The following is a 20,457-nucleotide window of genomic DNA, read 5'->3' on the forward strand; positions in this document are numbered from 1 at the left end:
CAGCCGTCCCGTCTGTGACAGCGCGTGCCGGGGTGGCACCGTGCGGGGGCCGGGGGACGTGTCGGGCGTCACGTCCCGCGCTGTCACAGCGCGGGACGCGGGCCGGTCGTACGGGTGAGCGGCCGCGGGCGCCGCCGCCGGACAGCCGGCGGGGCAACGGGCCGCCCGGGCGTGTCCCCGCGCCCGCCTGTGCGACTCGAAGGAAATGCGCCATGAGTGACCCGTTCCGGCTCCCGGAGCTTTCCGCGGCGAGCGAGCTCGACCAACTGCCCGACCGTGACGCCGAGGAGACCGCCGAGTGGCGGGCGTCCCTCGACGCGGTCGTGCGGAACGCGGGTCCCGACCGGGCCGTGTACCTGCTGCGCCGGGTGCACGAGCACGCCGCCCGGTCGGGGCTGACCGTGCCCGGCCTGCTGACCACGGACCACATCAACACCGTCCCGGCGTGGGCGCAGCCGGACTTCCCCGGCGACCTCGCGACGGAGTCCCGGATCACCGCGTGGAACCGGTGGAACGCGGCGGCGATGGTGAGCCGCGGCTCGGCGCTTGGCCTCGGCGGCCACATCTCCACGTACGCCTCCGCCGCCTGGCTGTACGAGATCGGGTTCAACCACTTCTTCCGCGGCAAGGACGGCGACGGCTCCGGCGACCAGCTGTTCCTGCAGGGACACGCGTCGCCCGGCGTCTACGCCCGCGTCTTCCTCGAAGGACGCCTCGACGAACGGCACCTGGCGGGCTTCCGGCGTGAGGCCGACGGCCACGGGCTGCCGTCCTACCCCCACCCCCGGCGGCTGCCGTGGCTGTGGGAGTTCCCGACCGTGTCCATGGGCCTCGGCCCCCTCGCCGCGATCCACCAGGCCAGGTTCAACCGCTATCTGCACCACCGGGGCATCAAGGACACCTCCGCCTCCCGGGTGTGGGCGTTCCTCGGCGACGGCGAGATGGACGAGCCCGAGTCGACCGCGGCGCTGGCGCTCGCGGCCCGAGAGGGGCTGGACAACCTCACCTTCGTCGTCAACTGCAACCTGCAGAAGCTGGACGGCCCGGTGCGGCCCGGCACGCAGATCGTGCGGGAACTGGAGGCGCGGTTCCGCGGGGCGGGCTGGAACGTGGTCAAGTCGCTGTGGGGCGAGGCCTGGGACCCGTTGTTCCGGCAGGACACCGACGGCTCCCTGGTGCGCCGGCTCGGCGAGGTGCCGGACGCCCAGCTGCAGACGTACGCGGCGCGGGACGCCGCCTACGTCCGCGAGCACTTCTTCACCGGCGACACCCTCTCCGGCGTCGCGGCCGGGCTCGACGACGACCGGCTGGCCGACCTGTTCGGCGCCTCGCGCGGCGGCCACGAACCACTCAAGGTGTACGCCGCCTACCGCAGGGCCGTCGAGCACCGGGGAGCCCCCTCCGTGGTCCTCGCGCAGACGGTGAGACGGTGAAGGGGCACACGCTGGGCCCGGACTTCGCCTCGCGCAACGCCAACCACCAGATGAAGAAGCTGACCACGGCGCACTTCCGCGAGCTGCGCGACCGGCTGGACCTGCCGATCCCCGACCGTGCGCTGGACGGCGGCGAGGTGCCGCTGTGGCACCCGGGCGAGGACGCCCCCGAGGTGCGCTACCTGCGCGAGCGGCGCGCCGCCCTGGGCGGACCGGTCCCCGAGCGCAGGGTCGTGGCGCGGCCCCTGCCGGAGCCGCCGCCGGGCGCCTTCGAGGCGCTGCGGAAGGGCTTCGGCAAGCAGGAGGTGGCGACCACCATGGCGCTGGTCCGGCTGGTCAAGGACCTGATGCGGGACAAGGGAACGGGGCACCGCTGGGTGCCGATCGTCCCGGACGAGGCCCGCACCTTCGGCATGGAGTCCCTGTTCCCGACGGCGGGCATCTACGCCCCCGAGGGGCAGTCCTACGAACCGGTCGACGCCGGCCAGTTGCTGCGGTACCGGGAGGCGAAGGACGGACAGCTCATCGACGAGGGCATCACCGAGGCGGGTTCGCTGGCCGAGTTCACGGCGGCGGCGACCTCGTACGCCACGCACGGCGAGCCGATGATCCCGCTGTACATCTTCTACGCCATGTTCGGCTTCCAGCGCACCGGCGACCAGTTCTGGGCGCTGGCCGACCAGTTGGGGCGCGGCTTCGTCGTCGGCGCGACGGCCGGGCGCACCACGATGACGGGCGAGGGCCTGCAGCACGCCGACGGGCACTCGCACCTGCTGGCGTCCACCAACCCGGCGGCGGTCAGCTACGACCCGGCCTTCGCCTACGAGATCGCGGTGATCGTCCGGGAGGGGCTGCGCCGGATGTACGGCGAGCGGCCCGAGGACGTCTTCTACTACCTCACCGTCTACAACGAGTCGAAGCGGCAGCCGCCCATGCCGTCCGGCCCCTCGGTGGAGGAGGGCATCCTGCGGGGCATCTACCGCTACCGGGAGGCGCCGTCGCCGGAGGCAGGGCCGCGGATCCAGCTGCTGTCGTCGGGGACGGCGATCCACTGGGCGCTTCAGGCGCAGGAGTTGCTGGCGTCGGAGTGGGGGGTGCGGGCCGACGTGTGGTCGGTGACCTCCTGGACGGAGCTGCGCCGGGACGCGCTGCTCGCCGACGAGGCGCGGCTGCGCGGGGAGGAGCGTGTCCCGTACGTGGCACGCGCGCTCGCGGGGGCGCCGGGTCCGGTGCTGGCCGTCAGTGACTGGATGCGGCAGGTGCCGGACCAGATCAGCCAGTGGGTCGAGCAGGACTACGCGTCCCTGGGCACGGACGGTTTCGGCCTGAGCGACACCCGGGAGGCGGTGCGGCGCCACTTCCGCGTCGACCCGGGCTCGATCGTCGTGGCGGCCCTGGACCGGCTGGCGCGCGCCGGGGAGGTCTCCCCCGCGACGGCCGTCCGGGCCCGGGCCCTTCACGGGTGGCAGGACCCGGGCGAGCCGGTGCCCGGAACCAGCGGGTGACACGGTGTGTTGTGCGCGTCGGGGTGCCGTGCGGGACGCCCGGGCCCCGGACGCACCTGGTGGAGGCGGCGCGTAGCATGGTGATCCCGGAGCCGGAAGGACGACCATGGACGCTCGGGACGAGGCGGACTCCCTTGAGCGGGCGACGAAGGATTTCCTCACGGCCCGCCCGCAGCTGTTCGGGATCGCGTACCGGGTGCTCGGCAGTTCCGCGGAGGCGGAGGACGTCCTCCAGGAGACCTGGGTGCGGTGGCAGAACACCGACCGGTCCGGCGTCAAGGAACCGACCGCCTTCCTGACCACGATCACCGCGCGGCTCGCCATCAACGTGGCACAGTCCGCGCGGGTGCGGCGCGAGTCGTACGTCGGTCCGTGGCTGCCCGAGCCGGTCGACACCCGGCACGACCCGCAGCTGGGCGCGGAGCGGGCCGAGGCGCTGGAGATGGCGGTGCTGCTCCTGCTGGAGAAGCTGAACCCGGTGGAGCGTGCCGCCTATGTGCTCCGGGAGGCGTTCGACTACCCGTACCGGCAGGTCGCGGAGATCCTGGAGACCAGTGAGGCCAACACCCGGCAGCTGGTGAGCCGCGCGCGCAAGCACCTGGCGGCCGAGCGCAAGGAGCCGGTCAGTCCCGCCGATCACCGGCGGCTGCTCGAGGTGTTCCTCGCGGCGGCCCAGACGGGCGACCTGCGGGTGCTGGAGGACGTCCTGGCCGCCGACGTCGTCAGCTACGCCGACGGCGGCGGCATCCGCGGCGCCTCGCGCATCCCGGTGGTCGGACGGCCGCACGTGTCCAAGTACCTGGCCGCCTTCGCACCGCGCTTCTGGCCGCCGGCCGAGACCCGCTGGGTGGAGGCCAACGGCCGCCCGGCCGTCCTCGTCACCGCCGGCGGCGGCCCGGTGGCGCTGCTGTCCGTCGACGCGTCCGCGGACGGCATCGACCGGATCATGTGGGTGATGAACCCGGAGAAGCTGGCGCCGTACGTGGAGTCGCTCGGCGCCTGACCCTCCCGGCGCGCGGGTGGGCCGTTCCGTTCGGCGCGTCGTCCCCGCGTGCGGACGGTCCCGTGCCGCGTCACATGGCTCTCTTCCGTGCATGCGGTCCCGTCCCGCGCCCGCGCTCGCGGGCGGCATGTCACAAGCGCGTGATCCTTTCTGTCTGGTGGGTGACCCGCAGGACCACCGAGAGGCAGGATCATGACCGGACGCACCGTGTCCGTCCGTGAGGGCGGGCGCCTGGCCCGTTCCATCACGGTCGGACCGCATCTGCTGACCGCGGACGAGCCCGAACCGCTGAGCTCGGACACCGGCCCCACCCCCGGGGAACTGCTTCTGGCCGCCCTCGGGTCGTGCACCTCGATGGCCGTCCGCGCGTACGCCGGACGGCAGGGCTGGCGGCTCGACCACGTCGGCGTGGACGTGCGGTTCGGGTCGCGCGGCCAGATCGTCAAGCACGTCAGGCTGACCGGTGAACTGGAGCCCTCCCAGGTGGAGCGGCTGCTGAAGGTGGCCGGCCGCTGCCCGGTGCAGCGCCTGATCACGGGGGACGTGTCGGTGGCCACCGTACCCACGGTGGTCACGACGGTGCGCCGGATCGCGGCGCCGAGGCCGCTGCCCGAGTGACGCCGGGGCGGACTGCGGGCAGCAGGTTCGCGGCGCGTACCGCTCCTGCCGTGAGCGGGGCGGAGCCGGCCGCGAGTGCTCCGCCCCGGCGCTCGGCGCCGGGCGACGCCCGCGCGGGGCGGGGCCCGGGGCCAGGCGGGCGTGCGGGTGCGACCCGGAGGACGGGTCCGGGCGGTCTCCGTGCCCGGCGGGTCCGGCCGTCCCCGTGCCCGGAGGGGGCCGGGGCAGCCGGCCCGCGCACCCGCCGGCCCGCGCCGGACGGCGGGTGCGCGTCCGTGCACGAGTCGCTCCAGGCTCCCGGCGGGCGCATCCTGGGAGCGTGTGCGCGGCGCCGAGGTGTCACAACCCGTGCGGCCGTCCGGTCGTAGTCGGTGAAACACCTCAACGATCGGAGCAATCGTGGCTGCCACCGAACAACGTCTTGCCACCACGGTGCTGGTCATCGGCACCGGCGGGGCCGGCCTGCGGACGTCCATCGAACTGGCCGAGGCCGGTGTCGACGTCCTGGCCGTCGGCAAGCGCCCCAAGGACGACGCGCACACCTCCCTCGCCGCCGGCGGCATCAACGCGGCCCTGGCCACGATGGACCCCGAGGACAGCTGGCAGCAGCACGCGGCGGACACGCTGAAGGAGAGCTACCTGCTGGGCGACCCCCGCACCACCGAGATCGTCACCCGGGGCGCCGCGCGGGGCATCGACGACCTGGAGCGCTACGGCATGGCCTTCGCCCGGGAGGAGGACGGCCGCATCTCCCAGCGCTTCTTCGGCGCGCACAAGTTCCGCCGTACCGCCTTCGCCGGTGACTACACGGGCCTGGAGATCCAGCGCACCCTCGTCCGGCGGGCCGAGCAGTTGCGGATACCGGTGCTGGAGGGTGTGTACATCACCCGGATCCTGACGCATGAGGGCGCCGTGTTCGGTGCGTACGGCTTCGACCTGACGGACGGCACCCGCTACCTCGTCCACGCCGACGCGGTCGTCCTCGCGGCGGGCGGGCACACCCGGATCTGGCGGCGCACCTCGTCACGGCGCGACGAGAACACCGGGGACTCCTTCCGGCTCGCCGTGGAGGCGGGGGCCCGGCTGCGTGACCCGGAACTGGTGCAGTTCCACCCGTCCGGGATCATCGAGCCGGAGAACGCGGCGGGCACCCTGGTCAGCGAGGCCGCGCGCGGCGAGGGCGGCATCCTGCGCAACGCGCTCGGCGAGCGGTACATGAGCCGCTACGACCCCGAGCGCATGGAGCTGTCCACCCGCGACCGGGTCGCCCTGGCGTCGTACACGGAGATCAAGGAGGGCCGTGGCACGGCGAAGGGCGGTGTGTGGCTCGACGTCTCCCACCTGCCCCGGCAGACGATCATGAAGCGGCTGCCGCGGGTCTACCAGACGCTGCTGGACCTGCAGATGCGGGACATCACCCGCGACCCGATCGAGGTCGCCCCCACGGCGCACTACTCGATGGGCGGCGTGTGGGTCCGGCCGGAGGACCACAGCACCGACGTCCGCGGGCTGTACGCCATCGGCGAGGCGTCCAGCGGTCTGCACGGCGCCAACCGGCTCGGCGGCAACAGCCTGATCGAGCTGCTGGTCTACGGCCGTATCACCGGGCAGGCGGCCGCCGCGTACTCGGAGTCACTGACCGCGCAGCCCCGTTCGGCGGCGGCCGTCGCCGAGGCGCGGGCGGAGGTCGACGGTCTGCTGGCCGCGGACGGTCCGGAGAACGTCCGCGCGCTGCAGCGCGCCCTCCGCAACACCATGACCGAGCATGCGGGCGTCGTACGCGACGAGGAGGGGCTGCGGGCCGGGCTGGACGAACTCGCCGCGATCGAGAAGCGGATGGAGGACGTCGGGGTGCATCCGGACATCGCCGGCTTCCAGGATCTCGCGCACGCCTTCGACCTCAAGGCGGCGGCGCTGGCCGCGCGGGCCACCCTCGAGGCGGCGCTGGAGCGCCGTGAGACGCGCGGCTGTCACAACCGCAGCGACTACCCGGACATGGATCCGGGGCTGCGGGTGAACCTCGTGTGGTCGCCGGTCAGCGGCATCACCCGGGAGAGCATTCCGCCCGTTCCGCCGGAGATCGCCTCCCTGATGGAGGAGGTGCCGACGGACGGCAAGCTCGCGGAGTAGGCGATGCGACTCCCCTTCGAACAGCTCCACTTCCTCACCATCACCATCACCATCGAAAGGATTCCGTCATGAAGGTCGTAGTGATCGGCGGTACCGGGCTCATCGGCTCCAAGGTCGTCGCCCAGCTCGACGCACAGGGTCACCAGGCGGTCCCGGCCGCGCCCAACACCGGGGTGAACACACTCACCGGTGAGGGCCTGGCCGAGGTCCTGGAAGGCGCCTCGGTCGTCGTGGACGTGTCGAACTCGCCCTCCTTCGCGGACGACGCCGTCATGGAGTTCTTCCGCACCTCCACCGGCAATCTGCTGAAGGCCGAGGAGGAGGCCGGCGTGGCCCACCATGTCGCCCTGTCCGTGGTGGGCACGGACCGGTTGCAGGCGAGCGGGTACTTCCGTGCCAAGCAGGCGCAGGAGGACCTGATCACCGCTTCCGGCATGCCGTACACGATCGTCCACGCCACGCAGTTCTTCGAGTTCATGAAGGGGCTCGCGGACCTGTCGACGGTCGACGGCACGGTGCGGGTGCCTCCGGCGAAGTTCCAGCCGATGGCCTCCGACGACGTGGCCGCGGCGGTGGCCCGCGCGGCTGTCGCCACGCCCGTCGACGGGATGGTGGAGATCGGCGGCCCGGAGGCGGTGCCGCTGGAGGAGCCGCTGCGCACGGCACTCACGGCCGCGGGCGATCCCCGCCCGATCGTGACGGACCCCGAGGCCGGCTACTCGGGTGCCCCCGTGGAGGAGTCCACCCTCCTCCCGGGCCCCGACGCCGAACTCTCCACCACGACGTACGCGGACTGGCTGGCGACACAGCAGTAGCGCCCGCCGGTTCCCGTGGGCCCCCGCCACCGGGCGGGGGCCCACGGGCACGGGAAGACGTCCGGCCGGACCCTGATCACCACGGGACAGGTCTCCTGTCGGGTTACTGTCGGCTGACGACCCGCACAGCTGAACGGGGGGGGGAACGTGGGTGTGCGCGCGGCCAGTTCGTCGGGCTTCTGGGCTCGCGGCGTCGGTCCTGGTGTGCTCTTCGGGGGACTGACCTGTGTGGTGTCCGTTGCCGTCGTCGGGAGGGCGTGGGCCGCGTGTGACGTCGGTTCGGGCTCGGCGGCCAACGGCATGACGTTGCTGTTCCTCGTGCCTCTTGTATGGGTGGCGGCCGCCATACCGTGCGCGATCCTGTACGGCGCTCTCGTGAGGCGCAGTCGCGGGGCGGCCCTGACGGCGGGGGTGCTTTTCACCCTGTCGTTCACCTGGTTCGTGGTGACGTGGCTCGGCATGCCGGACTATCCCGCGCCGTACTGTCCGGGCAACGTCCCGTCCTGGTGGCCGGCGTTCCTCCCGGCCTGACCCGGAGCCGTGCGCGGAGCGGCCCGGTCCGGTGAACTGTTCACCGGACCGGGCCGTCGTGCGCCGGGCGGCTCAGCCGAAGTTCACGTCGCTGCACATCAGGTAGGCCTGGTCGAGGTGCGAGGCCTGCCAGATCGTGAAGACGATGTGGTGTCCGGAGTACCCGGAGGTCTGGACGGGGAACGTGATGTCCTGCGCCGGGGCGAAGCGGCCCGTCTGCGTGATGAAGTCCAGGTCGTCCCAGCCCAGCGTCTGGGTCTTGGGGTCGAAGCCCTGCTTGCTCACGTAGACCTTGAAGTAGTCCGCACCGTGGGACGCCTGGTCGTGCAGGTGGACCGAGAAGTTGTCACCGACGGTGGTGGTCTTCCACGCACCGGGCCGGTTCAGGCTCTCGAAGTTCGAGAGGTTGTTGCTGCAGAGCTTGCCGTCGGGGATCCGCGCCTCGAACTGGCCGCCGAGCCCGTCCTGGAGCATGCTCATCCAATTCCACATCGTGTTGGGGTTGGCCTGGTAGGCCTGCCAGCACATGGGGTCCTGCTCCGCCATCGCGGGGTTCATGTGGTCGTTGCCCCATGCCTCCCAGCAGTGGTACGCGCGGGAGGCGGGACCGACGACCGAACCGTGGGCCTGGGCGGTGCCCGACCACGACAGTGCGCCGGCCACCACGGCGAACAGCATCAGGAACGCCTGGAAGAGGCGACGGCGTGCCGGCCGGTGGATACCGGCGGATAAATGCGAGTTGTGCATGGGGGGATGACTCCAATCCTGTGGGTGAAACGTGATGGGAGCGCTCCCAAAGGTAGGCGGTGGGGGTGCAGGTTTCATGGACGAAACGAAACCATTTCGAGCAGAGGTCCGAAGCTCCCGCGTGGCGGGTTGCGGCCGAGGAGGGCGGGCCGGTGCGTGTCCCGGCCCGCCCTCCGGGGCGGGGGCGGTCAGGTGGTCGCGGACGACGCCTCCGTCACCGTCCTGGCGACGTCCTCCGGGCGGGAGACGCTCACGGCGTGTGAGGCCCGGACCTCCACCACGTGGGCGCCGGCCCGCTCGGCCATGAACCTCTGGGCGGCCGGCGGGATGTTGAGGTCCTCGGTGGCCACCACCGCCCAGGACGGCAGCGTCCGCCAGGCGGGTTCGGGTGCGGCCTCCTCCAGCGCGGCGCCGGTCACGGGCCGCTGGGTGACGGCCATGAGCCGGGCCACGTCCTCCGGGACGTCTGCGGCGAACTGGTGCGGAAACAGGTCCTGTTCGATGGTGAAGTCCACTCCCGGCGAGCCGTCCGGCAGGGTGACCGGCATGGGGTGCAGCGCCTCCCCGAGGCTGCTGCCGGGGAACCGGGCCGCCAGGTCGAGCGCACTCTCGCCCATGTCGGGGATGAACGCGGCGACGTAGACGAGCGCCTGCACGTGGTCGGCGGCCCGTGCGGCGGCGGTGACGACCGACCCTCCGTAGGAGTGGCCGACGAGGACGACGGGACCGTCGACACCCGCCAGGACCTCCCCGACGTAGGCGGCGTCGCTGCGCAGTCCGCGCAGCGGGTTGGCGGCGGCCACCACCGGGTGGCCCTCGTGCCGCAGGGTCCGCACCACACCGTTCCAGCTGGTGGAGTCGGCGAAGGCGCCGTGGACGAGCACCACGGTGGGCTTGCGGGAAGGGGAACGGCTGGTCATGGGAGACCTCTCGTCGAAGGCGGCCCGCCGAGGCCGGCGGAACGTCGTCACCTTTCGACCCGTTGTCCGGAACGCGGCTTTTCGTGTGACATCCGGTGGGTCCGGGGCGGATCGCCGCGCCCCGGGTGTCACAGGACGGGCGCCTGTCCGGTCTCCCTGGTCCAGCGGTTTCCGCCGCTGTGCGGGCGCGCGAGGGAGGTGGGCATGAGCCGCATCGACGACGGCCTGCCGATCGCCGACCTCCTCGACGAGCGGCGGCAGCTCGTGGCCATGGCGCGCTGGCTCCTCGGCAGCGGCCGTGAAGCGGAGAGCGCCGTCGACGAGTGCTACCGCCGCTGGTACGGGCTGTCCGACGACGAGCGGGAGCGTATCGGGACGCCTCGCTCCTGGCTGGCCGGTGTCGTGGGTGATCTCTGTCTGTCCCGCCTGGCGCTCCCCGACCGGGACGGCGGCCTGCCCGGGGCGGAGAGCGGGCCGGAAGAGCGGCCCGCCGGCCTCCGCCTGTCGGCCCTCGACTCCCTGACACCCGCCGAACGGGCCGGCCTGGTCCTCGACGACGTCCTCGGAACGACGCGGGAGACGGTCGCCGAGGTACGACGGCTCCCGGACACCGGCCCCACCACCCCGGCCGACGAAGCGGAGCGTGTCGTGCCGGAGCGCCCGGTGCGGTCCTCGTCGGCCCGGCAGCACGAGGTGATGGCGCACGCGGTGCGGCGGGCCTGTGCCGAGGAGGACGAGGCACTGCTCGCGTCGCTGCTGGCTCCGGACGCGACAGCCGTCTTCGACGGCGGCGGCAAGGTGCGGGCACTGGTGGGACCGGTGCACGGCGACGCCCAGGTCGCCCGCAGCGTGCTGCGGCTGCTGGCCCGGCATCCGCGCACCACCCTCGACACGCACTCCGTCAACGGGCGCACCGGTCTGGTGGTCCGCTACGAGCAGCAGGTGGCGGCGGTCATCAGCCTGGACGTCGCCGACCGCCACGTGGTCCAGGTCTGGGTGGTCCTCAACCCCGACAAGCTCCGCTCCTTCAATCCCGGGCGCCCGTGACGGCCACCGCCCTCCCCCGGCGGCCGGACCGGCGTGAGCCACGCCATACCTCAGCGGGTGTGACACCGGAGGCCCGGCCGGTGTCTCCAGGCCGAGGTCCGATTTCACGACAGGAGACAACGTGAGCAAGAACATCGAAGTGGTCGTCCTGGGCGGCGGGTACGGCGGCGTCAAGGCGGCCAACCGCCTGGCGCGGCGGGCGGGCGTGTCGGTGACGCTGGTCAATCCGCGGCCCCACTTCGTCGAGCGGATCCGCCTGCACCAGGTGGTCACCGGCTCCGACGACGCCGTCGAGAGCTTCGGGGAGGTGCTGGGCGGCGACGTCCGCCTGGTCGTCGACGCCGCGACCCGGATCGCCGCCGAGGAGCGGCGCGTGTCCCTGGCCGGCGGTGCCACCCTGTCGTACGACTACCTGGTCCACGCCGTGGGCAGCGGCGCTTCCGTCCCCGGCGTGCCCGGAGCGGCGGAGTTCGCCCATGCGGTCGCGGACCTCGACGGCGCGCGACGGCTGCGGTCGACGCTGGCCGAGGTGCCGGCGACCGCTCCGGTGACCGTGGTCGGGGCGGGCCTGACCGGCGTGGAGACCGCGGCCGAACTGGCGGAGGCGGGACGCTTCGTGACCCTGGTCTGCGGGGGTGTGCTCGCTCCCTCGCTGCACGCCGGGAGCCGGCGCCGGGTGGCCCGCCGTCTGGCGGCGCTGGGGGTGGCCGTGCTGGAAGGGGCCGGGACGCGGGTGACGGAGGTGACCCGCGACGGTGTCCGGCTCGACGACGGCCGCGACGTGCCCGGCGCGGTGACCGTCTGGACCGCCGGTTTCCGGGTTCCGGACCTGGCCGCACGCAGCGGGCTGACCACGGACGCGGACGGCCGTCTGGTGACCGACGCGACGCTGACCAGCGTGGACGACGTCCGCATCGTCGCCGCCGGGGACGCCGGGACGATCCTCGGCCGGCCGGTGCGGATGAGCTGCCAGGCCGCCGTGCAGCTGGGCACGGGGGCCGCCGACACCGTCCTACGCCGGATCGCGGGGAAGACGCCGACGCCCGTGCGGCCGCTGTTCGCCGGGCAGTGCCTGAGCCTCGGACGGGCGGAGGGCGTCACCCAGTTCTCCTCCCTGGACGACCGGGTGAACGCGCTGCACCTCAGCGGGCGGCCCGCTGCCCGCGTCAAGGAGATCGCCTGCCGGTTCCCCCTGCGCCAGCTGGCGTCCGGCGCGCGCAAGGCCGGTCCGCGGACGCCCCGCGGCGGACCCGACCTCCGCGACGCTTCGGCCTGAACACCGGCGGCCTCCGTCGCGGGGCCGGCCACGAGAGAGCGGCACACCCCATGAACGACCACGTCACCGACCCCGCGACCGAGGCCTTCCTCGCCCACCGGAACCTGCTGTTCACCGTCGCGTACGAGATGCTCGGATCCGCGGCGGACGCCGAGGACGTCCTCCAGGAGACCTGGCTGCGGTGGGTCGGGACCGACCTGGACCAGGTGCGGGACCGACGCGCCTATCTGGTCCGGATCACCACCCGGCAGGCGCTCAACCGGCTCCGCACCCTGAAACGGCGCAAGGAGACGTACGTCGGCCCCTGGCTGCCGGAGCCCCTGCTCACCGCGCCGGACGTGGCGGAGGACGCCGAGCTGTCCGAGAACCTGTCCCTGGCGCTGCTGTACGTCCTGGAATCCCTGTCCCCGGTGGAACGTGCCGTCTTCGTCCTGCGCGAGGTCTTCGCCTTCGAGCACGACGACATCGCGGCCGCGATCGGCAGGAGCCCCGCGGCGGCACGTCAGATCGCCTACCGCGCGCGGCAGCACGTGAACGCCCGCCGCCCGCGCACCACGGCGTCCGCGGAGGAGACCCGGGCGGCGCTGGCCTCGTTCCGGTCGGCTCTGGAAACCGGCGATCTGCGGGGGCTGCTCGACGTGCTCGCCCCTGACGTCGTCTTCGTCAGCGACGGCGGCGGGCTCAGGCTCGCGGCCCTGCGGCCGGTCGTCGGCGCGGGCAAGGTGCTCCGCTACATGGCGGGCAGCCTCGGCAAGGCCGGCGGCGTCCTCACCGGTGAGGCCACCACGGTCAACGGCAACCCGGGACTCGTCCTGCGCCTGGACGGCGGGATCGACGGCGTGCTGACCGCCCGGGTGGAGGACGGCCGGGTCACGCGCCTCTACTACGTGCGCAACCCGGAGAAGCTCACGCGGGTCGAGTCCGAGACCTCGCTCGTCTCCCGCTGAGCGGCCCCGCGGTCCCGGCCCGCCGCGCGAACGGCACCGGGCCGCCCCCCCCTTGCCGGGGACGGCCCAGTGGCGTGCGGTCGGCCGGGGTCCCGGCCGGGGGTCAGACCTTCTCGGCGACCCGCTCGCCCGCGGGAGCCGGCGCCGGAGCCGGCGCGGGCCGCTCCTGCGTCGGCGCGTCGGGGGCCACGTTCAGTTCGGCGAGCATGGTCTTGGTGAAGCCGAACCAGTACGTCGCGACGAAGCCCGCCACGTAGCCGACGACCAGGCCGGCCGCGTAGACGGCGATGGTCTGTCCGAGACCGTGGTTGCCGTCGAGGAGCGGGAAGAGCGCCCAGCCGGACGGGCCGATCGCGGTGGAGCCCACGTCCGTGCCCAACTGGTTGAACAGGCCGACGAAGGCACCGCCGAACGCGCCGCCCGCGCAGGCGGTGACGAACGGCCGGCCGAGGGGCAGGGAGACACCGTAGATCAGCGGCTCGCCGACACCGAGGAAGCCCGGCCACAGCGCGGACTTGATGGTCGTGCGGATCGACGTGTTGCGGGGCAGCCGGAAGTAGATCGCGACGGCCGCGCCGACCTGTCCCGCACCCGCCATGGCGAGGATCGGCAGCAGGACGGTGAAGCCGTCCCCTTCGATCAGCGTCGTGTGGATGGGGATCAGCGCCTGGTGCAGGCCCAGCATGACCAGCGGCAGGAACAGACCGCCGAGGAGGAACCCGGCGCCCGCGCCGCCGTGGGCCAGCAGCCAGTCGGCGGCGTCACCGATCCAGGTCGACACCTCACCGGCCAGGAACATCAGCCCGAACAGCGTGGCGAGACCGGAGACCAGCACCGTGACGGTGGGGGTGACCAGTACGTCGACGGACTCGGGGACCCAGCGCCGGCACCGCTTCTCGACGTACACGCCGAGGCAGGCCGCGCCCAGCGCGCCGAGCACACCGCCCTGGCCCGGGGACAGGTGCTGGCCGAACGCCTCGACGTCGGCCACCTTGGCGTAGACGATGATCGACGCGACGGCGCCGCCGAGGATCGGGGTGCCGCCGAACTCCTTGGCCGTGTTGTAGCCGACGAAGACGGCGATCAGCGCCATGAAGCCGGAGGCGATGGCGGCCAGGGCCGGGGTGACGGCGGGCAGCCACTCCAGGTTGACGAGCAGGCCGTTGAGGCCGGCGATGATGCCGCAGCCGATGAGCGCGGGGATCAGCGGCACGAAGATGTTCGCGATGCGCCGCAGGAACAGCTTGAACGGCGTGGCGTTCTTCGCCTTCCGCTCCGCCCGGAGCGCCGCGCCCTGCGCCGCCAGCTCCTCGGCGGTCACCGGGTCGGCCCCGCCCGAGGGAGCGGCGGGCTCCTCGGGGGCGCCGGCGCGCCCCTCCTCGACCAGGGCCTCGAACTCCGGGGTGACACGGGCGACGGTGCCCGGGCCCAGCACGATCTGGTAGGTGTCGTCCTCGACGACCCCCATGACCGCGGGCAGTGCCTTGAGTGCCTCCTCCTGTACCAGGGACCGGTCGCGCAGCCCGAGCCGCAGCCGGGTCATGCAATGGGCCACCGACGTCACGTTCCCCGCGCCTCCGACGAGGGGAAGGATGGCGGCAGCAGTGGCGCGATGCTTGTTCTCTTCGCTCATGGTGCGGTCATGCCTTGCTGTGAGGTGGGGCAGGCCGCGTCAGGCGGCTGCGGCTTCCAGGGCCTTGCGCAGGTGCCCGTGGGCGTCCTGCAGCAGGCGGGCTGCGGTCGGGGCGTCCACGGACGCCAGGAGGGTGAGGATGGAGTTCTTCACCTCTCCCTCGTTGTCGGCGAGCGCGGTCTCGACGGACTCGTCGCGGGCACCGGTGGCGAGGGAGACGATGCGGTGGGCGCGCGCCCTGAGCTTCTCGTTGGAGGCCCGGACGTCGACCATGAGGTTCCCGTAGGTCTTGCCCAGCTTGATCATGGTGATGGTCGAGATCATGTTGAGCACGAGCTTCTGCGCCGTGCCCGCCTTGAGCCGGGTCGAGCCCGTCAGCGTCTCGGGGCCGACCACCACCTCGATGCCGTGGTCGGCGGCGGCGGCGAGCGCGCTGTCCTCGTTGCAGGACAGGCCGACGGTGAGCGCGCCGAGGGCGCGGGCGTGCCGGACCGCCGCGACGGCGTACGGCGTGCGGCCGGAGGCGGAGATGCCGACGACCACGTCGTCGGCGGTCAGGGCCAGGGCGTCCAGGTCCTCGCGGGCGGCGTCCTCACGGTCTTCGGCGCCCTCGACGGCGTTGACCACGGCGGTCGGACCGCCCGCGATCAGCCCCACGACCTGCGCGGGGTCGGTGTTGAAGGTGGGCGGGCACTCGGAGGCGTCGAGGATGCCGAGCCGGCCGGCCGTGCCCGCGCCGGCGTAGACGAGCCGGCCGCCCCGGGCCATCCGCTCGGCGACGCCGTCGATCGCGGCGGCGATCTGCGGCAGCCGGGCGGCGACCGCCGTGGTGACGGTGGCGTCCTCCGCGTTCATGAAGCGGGCGATGTCGAGGGTGGGCAGGCGGTCGATGTCCGCCAGCTCGGGGCGGTGGGCCTCCGTGGTCATGGTGGCGAGTTGCTCACGCAACCGGCCGTTCTCCACGGCGTCTGCGGCGGGCACGACGGTCACACTCCTCGATGTCGAAATTTACTTTCGGTAGCTCACTTGAGCCTGAAAGATATTTTCAGCCATGGCGCGCGTCAAGGGTCGGGAGGCAAAGGTCCGATCACGACTCCGGCGGCCACCTGGACACCCTCGCGGGGGGTGTCCCCGGCGGCGGCGCCCCCTCACCAGCCTCGCCACCGCGTCTCCCACCTGCACAAGCCCGGATCAGTGACGTGCGTCACACCGCAGGGCGGTCACAGGTCCGGTGCCTGCGCGGTCAACGGAGTGCAACCGCATCTTGGAGGGTGAAACAGACCATGGACGCTCGAATCGACTTCTTCGGCAACGCGCTCGCGGGGAAGGTGCTGCGGCACATCAACTCGGCGAACAAGGCGGTGCACGACTCGCCGCTGCCCGTCGCGACCCAGGAGCTGGTGAAGATCCGCGCCAGCCAGATCAACGGCTGCGGCTTCTGCACCGACATGCACACCAAGGACGCCACCGCCGCGGGCGAGACCCAGCAGCGCCTCAACCTGGTCGCCGCCTGGCGCGAGGCCACGGTCTTCACCGACGCCGAGCGCGCCGCCCTCGCACTCGCCGAGGAAGGCACCCGCATCGCCGACACCGCCGGCGGAGTGAGCGACGAGGTCTGGGCCGACGCCGCCAAGCACTACGACGAGGAACAGCTCGCCGCGCTGATCTCCCTGATCGCGATCATCAACGCCTACAACCGCATCAACGTCATCAACCAGCAGCCCGCAGGCGACTACCAGCCCGGCCAGTTCGGCTGACCCCCTGGCCCCCGTCCCCGGCTCCCGACCCCCACGGACATCGTGGGGGTCGCGGCTCCCCTCCCCCACGCGGGGGTGTAGAAGGGACCGGTGAACAGGAGTGAACACGCCGCCGAGCGCCCCGAGCGCGCCCGCCCCGCGCCCCACAGCATGACGGGGGTCGGCGTCGCCGTCCTCGACGACACCGGGCGCGTCCTGCTCGGACTCGGGCACGACGGCCGGTGGGAGCTGCCGGGCGGCAAGGTGGACCCGGGCGAGGACTTCGAGACCGCCGCGGCGCGGGAACTGGCGGAGGAGACCGCGCTGTCCGTGCCGGTGACGGCCGTACGGGTCCTGGCGCTCGTGGTGGACGGCCTCCAGGGACTGACCCGGGTCACGGCCGCGGCGGTCGCCGAGGGAGCGGCGGGCACGCCCGTGGTCACCGAGCCGGACAAGATCGTGCGCTGGGAGTGGTTCCCGCGCGACGAGGTGCCGTCCGCGCTGTTCGGCCCGTCGGCCTCGGTGCTGGACTGCGTGTGGCCGGCTCCGGCTCCCCGCGGGGCGGCCGGAACGCGTCACTACCGGATCGACGGGGGGACGCCCGAGCGCGCGTGAACGGCCGTCCCGGCACGAAGCGGGGAACACATCGGTGCCGCTTTTCCCAGGTCCGGGGCTCACCCGCGAGAACCGGCCATCCGGCGCGGCGGTGCGTCGTTCCCCGGATCACCGTGGCGCGGGTGGACTACGATGCAGACGTTGCCGCCGTGGCCTTCTGTGACTCAGTCAACTTCCCTGCGACCAAGGGAAGTTGAATCGGTGTTCCGGCCGCAGGTGCCTGTCCGTCCCCCACACCCAGGAAAGATGCGGATGCGGATCAAAGACGTGAGCGTCGCGCTCGCCGGCTCCACACTGATCGTCACACTGGCGGCCTCCCCCGCCCTCGCCGACAGCACGTCCCTGCCCGCGCCCGACCTCGCCGCCGTGGCCGCGGTGCACGAGAAGGCGCTGGCCCAGGGCGCTCCCGGTGCCCTGACCCGGATCGACGAGGGCCGCAAGAGCTACCACGTCGCCACCGGTGAGGCCGACACCGCCGCCCACACGCCGATGGACACGGGGCGGCGGTTCCGCGTGGGCAGTGTCAGCAAGACCTTCACCACGGTGGTGCTGCTCCAGCTGGCGGCCGAGGGACGGGTCGACCTGGACGCCCCCGCCAACCGCTACCTGCCGCAGCCGCTGCCCGACGACCGCATCACGGTGCGTCATCTGCTCAGCCACCGCAGCGGGTTGTACGACTACACGAACGACATGTTCTACAACACTGTGCCGGGCTTCGAGGCGGTGCGCACCAAGGTCTTCAGCTACCAGGAACTCATCGACCTGTCGACCGAGCGGCCGCTGAACAACACGCCGGGCGCCGCCTACAGCTACTCCAACACGAACTTCGTCGTCATCGGCGCGCTCGTCGAGCACGTCACGGGGACGCCGATCGCCACCCACTACCAGAAGCGCATCTTCAAGCCGCTGGGGCTGAGGAACACGTCGTACGTCCACCCGCGGACGACCATCTCCGGTACGTACGCCCGTGGTTACCTCCGTCAGGACGACACCACGCTGCCGCTGGTCGACTCCACCGAGCAGACCGTCTCCTGGGCGCAGTCCGCGGGCGCGGTCATCTCCGACGCCAGGGACCTCAACCGGTTCTTCTCCGCGCTGCTGTCCGGAAAGCTGCTGCCCGCCGAGCAGTTGGACGAGATGACCGCCATGGTCCCGGTCACCGCGGACGGCAAGCAGTCCTACGGGCTGGGGCTGCGCGGCCGGACGCTGTCCTGCGGCACCACCGTCTACGGGCACACGGGCACCGTGCAGGGCTACTACACGTACGCCTTCACCACGAGCGACGGCCGCCGCAGCATGGCCTCGCTGGCCAACACGTCCAACAACGGCACGGTGAACACCACGCTGGGCGCCACGCTGGACGCCTCGTTCTGCGGCACCGACCCGGCCGCGGCCGTCCGGCGCGCCGCCGCGTCCACCGGCCGGTTCACCGAGGACATCGCCCCGCAGATCGCCCGCGACTGACGCGTCGGGACCGTGTTGCCGTGGGCCCCGGCCGGACATCCGTCCGGCCGGGGCCCACGGCGTTCGGTGGCCGTCGCCGCGCCCGTCGGTCAGTGGCCGTTTCCGTGCCGCAGGCGGTCACGGGCCTCGGTGGCGATCACGGCGGCCTGGATGCGCCGCTCCACCCCGAGCTTGGCCAGCAGCCGCGAGATGTGGTTCTTCACGGTCTTCTCCGCGAGGTAGAGGCGCTGGCCGATCTGGCGGTTGGTGAGCCCCTCGCCGATCAGCGCGAGGATCTCCCGTTCCCGGTCGGTGAGCCCCGGCAGGGCGTCCGGCTCCGCCGGCTCCTGCTGCGGGCCGCCGCGCAGCCGGGCCATCAGCTTGGTGGTGGCGCTCGGGTCGAGCAGCGACTGGCCGCGAGCGACCGTGCGGACCGCCTCCACGAGGTCGGAACCGCGGATCTGCTTCAGGACGTAGCCGGAGGCGCCGGCCATGATCGAGTCCAGCAGGGCCTCCTCGTCGTCGAAGGAGGTGAGCATCAGACAGGCCAGGTCGGGCATCCGGGAGCGCAGTTCGCGGCACACGGTGACGCCGTCCCCGTCGGGCAGCCGGACGTCGAGGACGGCGACCCGCGGACGCAGGGCGGGGACGCGGACCAGGGCCTGTTCGACGGTGGCGGCCTCGCCGACCACCGTGATGTCGGGTTCGTCGTTCAGCAGGTCGTGCACCCCGCGCCGGACCACCTCGTGGTCGTCCAGGAGGAAGACCCTGATCGGGTGGTCGGGTCCAGGCTGCTCGCCGTCCGCCATCAAGTGCTCCTTGCTCTGCGCGTGGCGTGTTCCGTCAGGATCCTCGCCGGTCCAGGGCCGGACGGCCAGGGCCGTTCGGCCCTGTTCCGCCGATTCCCTGCCGTCTCCACCCGCCCGGAGGCGTCTGTCGGCGCCCGCCTCGCTCCGGGTCAGAGCCAGCCCCGCCGGGCTGCCTGCCAGGCGAGCTGCATCCGGGTGGTGGCCCCGGCCAGTTCCATCATGCGCTGGATGCGGCGCTGCACGGTACGCCGGCTGAGCCCCATCTGGGTGGCGACCGCCTTGTCCGCCACCCCGGCGACCAGCAGCGCGAGCAGCCGCCGGTCGGTGGCGCCGAGCGGGTCGGGGCCGCCGGCTCCGTCGGTGCCCGCGACGGCGCCGGTGTCGTCGACGACCAGGGGGACGGCGTCCTCCCAGTAGCGTTCGAAGAGGGCGATCAAGGCGGCGAGCAGATTGCTGTCCCGGACCAGCGCGGACGTGGGTTCCTCGGGGCTGCCGTAGGGGCCGCCCGGGACCAGCGGGCAGATCGCGATGGCGCGGTCCGCCACGGCCAGCCGCAGCGGCAGATGGGGCACGGCACGGGCCAGTTCCCCTGCGCGGACGCCCTCGACAACGTTATCCACGGCGCCCTCGTCGTCGAAGAACGCCTTCTCGTACAGCACGCGGTAGCGCACGCCCCGGCCCAGTGCCTCGTACTCGGAGCGGTTGCTGCCCGACGGCATCGCCACGTACTGGGCCTTGCAGAACCACAGCATCTCGTCGCGGGCGCCGTCCTGGATCTGCCGCAGGTGCTGGCGCAGTGCCTCGGCGCCGGTGATGACCTCGATGAGCTGGCCGTGGTCCTGACGGCGCATGGTCTCGCGGTAGGACTCCAGCAGGCCGGTCGCCTCGGCCCTGGCGACGTCGAGCGCGTCGGCCCGGCGCTTGAGGCGGGGCAGCAGCGCCACGTCGGGAGGGGTGGCGCGGTAGTGCCGGGGCAGTCCGTCGCTCTGGCTGGCCATGTTCTTGGCGGCCAGCGCGTCCAGCACGTGCCGGGTGTGGGCGAGGTCGAGGCCGGACCGGTCGGCGACCTCCTGGGCCGTGGCCCTGCCCATCGTCACCAGCAGACGGTAGACGGTCTCTTCGGGCCCGGTGACTCCGGCGGCCTCCAACGTCACGGCGCCCTCCCCGGACGGCGGTATTCAATCGCTTGAACCGTTGAATACCGTACAACATCGCGGTGTGCGGCGGAGGGACGGACCGTGACGTCCGC

At 72.7% G+C, this 20,457-nt stretch carries 17 protein-coding genes and 1 pseudogene; 12 read left to right on the forward strand and 6 right to left on the reverse strand.

Features of this window, described 5'->3' with window-relative positions:
• The first annotated feature begins 212 nt into the window (after positions 1-212).
• From aceE to F3L20_RS34855, 6 genes and pseudogenes are all read left to right on the forward strand, one after another.
• Positions 213-2,938, forward strand: a pseudogene (gene aceE, locus F3L20_RS20710) (pyruvate dehydrogenase (acetyl-transferring), homodimeric type).
• A gap of 106 nt (positions 2,939-3,044) precedes the next feature.
• Positions 3,045-3,941: an RNA polymerase sigma-70 factor gene (locus tag F3L20_RS20715; protein ID WP_150155640.1), complete on the forward strand. Its 897-nt coding sequence runs from the start codon at positions 3,045-3,047 to the stop codon at positions 3,939-3,941.
• Positions 3,942-4,133: 192 nt separating this feature from the next.
• The gene (locus F3L20_RS20720) at positions 4,134-4,559 is read left to right on the forward strand and encodes an OsmC family protein (protein WP_145828359.1); all 426 of its coding nucleotides are present in this window, start codon (positions 4,134-4,136) and stop codon (positions 4,557-4,559) included.
• A 399-nt stretch (positions 4,560-4,958) separates the two neighbouring features.
• Positions 4,959-6,689 carry an L-aspartate oxidase gene (locus F3L20_RS20725; protein WP_150155641.1) on the forward strand — a complete coding sequence of 577 codons (1,731 nt, stop codon included), beginning with the start codon at positions 4,959-4,961 and terminating at the stop codon, positions 6,687-6,689.
• A gap of 68 nt (positions 6,690-6,757) precedes the next feature.
• On the forward strand, positions 6,758-7,504 hold the full coding sequence (locus tag F3L20_RS20730; protein ID WP_150155642.1) for an SDR family oxidoreductase: 747 nt from the start codon (positions 6,758-6,760) through the stop codon (positions 7,502-7,504).
• 375 nt (positions 7,505-7,879) lie between these two features.
• Positions 7,880-8,035, forward strand: a complete 156-nt coding sequence (locus tag F3L20_RS34855) for a hypothetical protein (protein ID WP_240810720.1) — start codon at positions 7,880-7,882, stop codon at positions 8,033-8,035.
• Between the two features lie 72 nt (positions 8,036-8,107).
• Here F3L20_RS34855 and F3L20_RS20740 read toward each other — a convergent pair whose 3' ends face one another.
• Positions 8,108-8,713, reverse strand: a complete 606-nt coding sequence (locus F3L20_RS20740; protein WP_145828491.1) for a lytic polysaccharide monooxygenase auxiliary activity family 9 protein — start codon at positions 8,711-8,713, stop codon at positions 8,108-8,110.
• A 257-nt stretch (positions 8,714-8,970) separates the two neighbouring features.
• Positions 8,971-9,702, reverse strand: coding sequence for an alpha/beta fold hydrolase (locus tag F3L20_RS20745; RefSeq protein WP_150155644.1), 732 nt, complete (start codon positions 9,700-9,702; stop codon positions 8,971-8,973).
• Positions 9,703-9,906: 204 nt separating this feature from the next.
• Here F3L20_RS20745 and F3L20_RS20750 point away from each other — a divergent pair, with 204 nt between their 5' ends.
• The 3 genes from F3L20_RS20750 to F3L20_RS20760 all read left to right on the forward strand — a co-directional run bounded on the left by F3L20_RS20750 (position 9,907) and on the right by F3L20_RS20760 (position 12,972).
• Positions 9,907-10,749, forward strand: a complete 843-nt coding sequence (locus tag F3L20_RS20750; RefSeq protein ID WP_150155645.1) for an RNA polymerase subunit sigma — start codon at positions 9,907-9,909, stop codon at positions 10,747-10,749.
• A 121-nt stretch (positions 10,750-10,870) separates the two neighbouring features.
• Positions 10,871-12,025 (forward strand): NAD(P)/FAD-dependent oxidoreductase, encoded by a 1,155-nt coding sequence (locus F3L20_RS20755; protein ID WP_150155646.1) that lies wholly within the window; start codon positions 10,871-10,873, stop codon positions 12,023-12,025.
• A gap of 50 nt (positions 12,026-12,075) precedes the next feature.
• A complete protein-coding gene (locus tag F3L20_RS20760) occupies positions 12,076-12,972 on the forward strand; it encodes an RNA polymerase sigma-70 factor (protein ID WP_150155647.1) in 897 nt (298 codons plus the stop codon).
• Positions 12,973-13,075: 103 nt separating this feature from the next.
• Here the strand turns inward: F3L20_RS20760 and F3L20_RS20765 are convergent, their stop codons facing one another.
• Both F3L20_RS20765 and murQ read right to left on the reverse strand, forming a co-directional pair.
• Positions 13,076-14,605 (reverse strand): PTS transporter subunit EIIC, encoded by a 1,530-nt coding sequence (locus F3L20_RS20765; RefSeq protein WP_150155648.1) that lies wholly within the window; start codon positions 14,603-14,605, stop codon positions 13,076-13,078.
• A gap of 39 nt (positions 14,606-14,644) precedes the next feature.
• Complete coding sequence (gene murQ, locus F3L20_RS20770; RefSeq protein WP_167534571.1) at positions 14,645-15,595, reverse strand: N-acetylmuramic acid 6-phosphate etherase; 951 nt, start codon at positions 15,593-15,595, stop codon at positions 14,645-14,647.
• Between the two features lie 293 nt (positions 15,596-15,888).
• Between murQ and F3L20_RS20775 the strand changes: the two genes are divergently transcribed.
• From F3L20_RS20775 to F3L20_RS20785, 3 genes are all read left to right on the forward strand, one after another.
• Positions 15,889-16,362, forward strand: a complete 474-nt coding sequence (locus tag F3L20_RS20775) for a carboxymuconolactone decarboxylase family protein (protein WP_150155649.1) — start codon at positions 15,889-15,891, stop codon at positions 16,360-16,362.
• A gap of 150 nt (positions 16,363-16,512) precedes the next feature.
• Positions 16,513-16,956 carry a nucleotide triphosphate diphosphatase NUDT15 gene (locus F3L20_RS20780; protein WP_150157435.1) on the forward strand — a complete coding sequence of 148 codons (444 nt, stop codon included), beginning with the start codon at positions 16,513-16,515 and terminating at the stop codon, positions 16,954-16,956.
• Between the two features lie 252 nt (positions 16,957-17,208).
• A complete protein-coding gene (locus tag F3L20_RS20785; protein ID WP_150155650.1) occupies positions 17,209-18,420 on the forward strand; it encodes a serine hydrolase domain-containing protein in 1,212 nt (403 codons plus the stop codon).
• An 89-nt stretch (positions 18,421-18,509) separates the two neighbouring features.
• On the opposite strand, the gene F3L20_RS20790 is transcribed toward F3L20_RS20785, so the two are convergent.
• Both F3L20_RS20790 and F3L20_RS20795 read right to left on the reverse strand, forming a co-directional pair.
• Entirely contained in the window at positions 18,510-19,208 is a 699-nt protein-coding gene (locus F3L20_RS20790) for a response regulator (protein WP_150155651.1), read from the reverse strand.
• Positions 19,209-19,357: 149 nt separating this feature from the next.
• Positions 19,358-20,362, reverse strand: coding sequence for a helix-turn-helix domain-containing protein (locus F3L20_RS20795; RefSeq protein ID WP_150155652.1), 1,005 nt, complete (start codon positions 20,360-20,362; stop codon positions 19,358-19,360).
• Positions 20,363-20,457: the final 95 nt, after the last annotated feature.

The sequence above is a fragment of the Streptomyces tendae genome (assembly GCF_008632955.1).
Taxonomy (GTDB): domain Bacteria; phylum Actinomycetota; class Actinomycetes; order Streptomycetales; family Streptomycetaceae; genus Streptomyces.